The 725-nt window shown below is 70.8% G+C and carries 1 protein-coding gene; it reads left to right on the forward strand.

All coding sequences use genetic code 11. The annotated features are described in order from the left end of the window. Positions 1 to 36: 36 nt before the first annotated feature. On the forward strand, positions 37 to 725 hold a 689-nt coding region (locus AE652_RS20765), incomplete at its 3' end, for a condensation domain-containing protein (RefSeq protein ID WP_159028509.1).

Consider the following 725-nt stretch of genomic DNA (forward strand, 5'->3'; position numbering starts at 1 on the left):
GACCAGAACGATCCCACGAAGAAAGGTATGGATGTCATGGCTCAGCAGATGGAACCGACGACCGGGCAGAAGGACACGGCCGAGGGCGGTCGCGCTCCCGAGTCGGCGCAGGAACAGCTCCTGTGCGGCCTCTTCGCCGAGGTCCTCGGGCTGCCGTCGGTGGGAGTCGATGACAACTTCTTCGCCCTGGGCGGCCATTCGGTCATCGCGACCCGGCTGATCAGCCGCATCCGCAGCACGCTCGGCGCGGAGCTCGGCATCCGGGACCTGTTCCGGAACCCGACCGTGGCCCGGGTGGCGGAGAAGCTGAAGGAGGGGCGTCCGGCGCGTCCGGCGCTGGTGGCGGGGGAGCGGCCGGAGGTGCTGCCGCTGTCGTTCGCGCAGCAGCGGCTGTGGTTCCTGGACCAGTTGGAGGGCGCTTCCGCGACGTACAACAGCCCGTTCGTGTTCCGGCTGCACGGGGCGGTGGACGTCGAGGCGCTGAGCGGGGCGATCGGTGACGTGGTCGGGCGGCATGAGGCGCTGCGGACGGTCTATCCGGCGGTCGACGGACAGCCCCGCCAGGTGGTGCTGCCCGTCGGGGACGTCGAGGTGCCGTTCAGGGCCGAGCCATGCACGGCGGAGGAGCTGGCGGAGCGGATTTCCGCCGAGGCCCTCGCCGCGTTCGACCTGTCCACCGGGCTGCCGTTGCGGGTGGTGTTGTTCACGGTCGCCGAGGGCGGGTC

The organism is Kitasatospora sp. MY 5-36 (genome assembly GCF_001182915.1).
In the GTDB taxonomy this organism is placed as follows: Bacteria; Actinomycetota; Actinomycetes; order Streptomycetales; family Streptomycetaceae; genus Kitasatospora.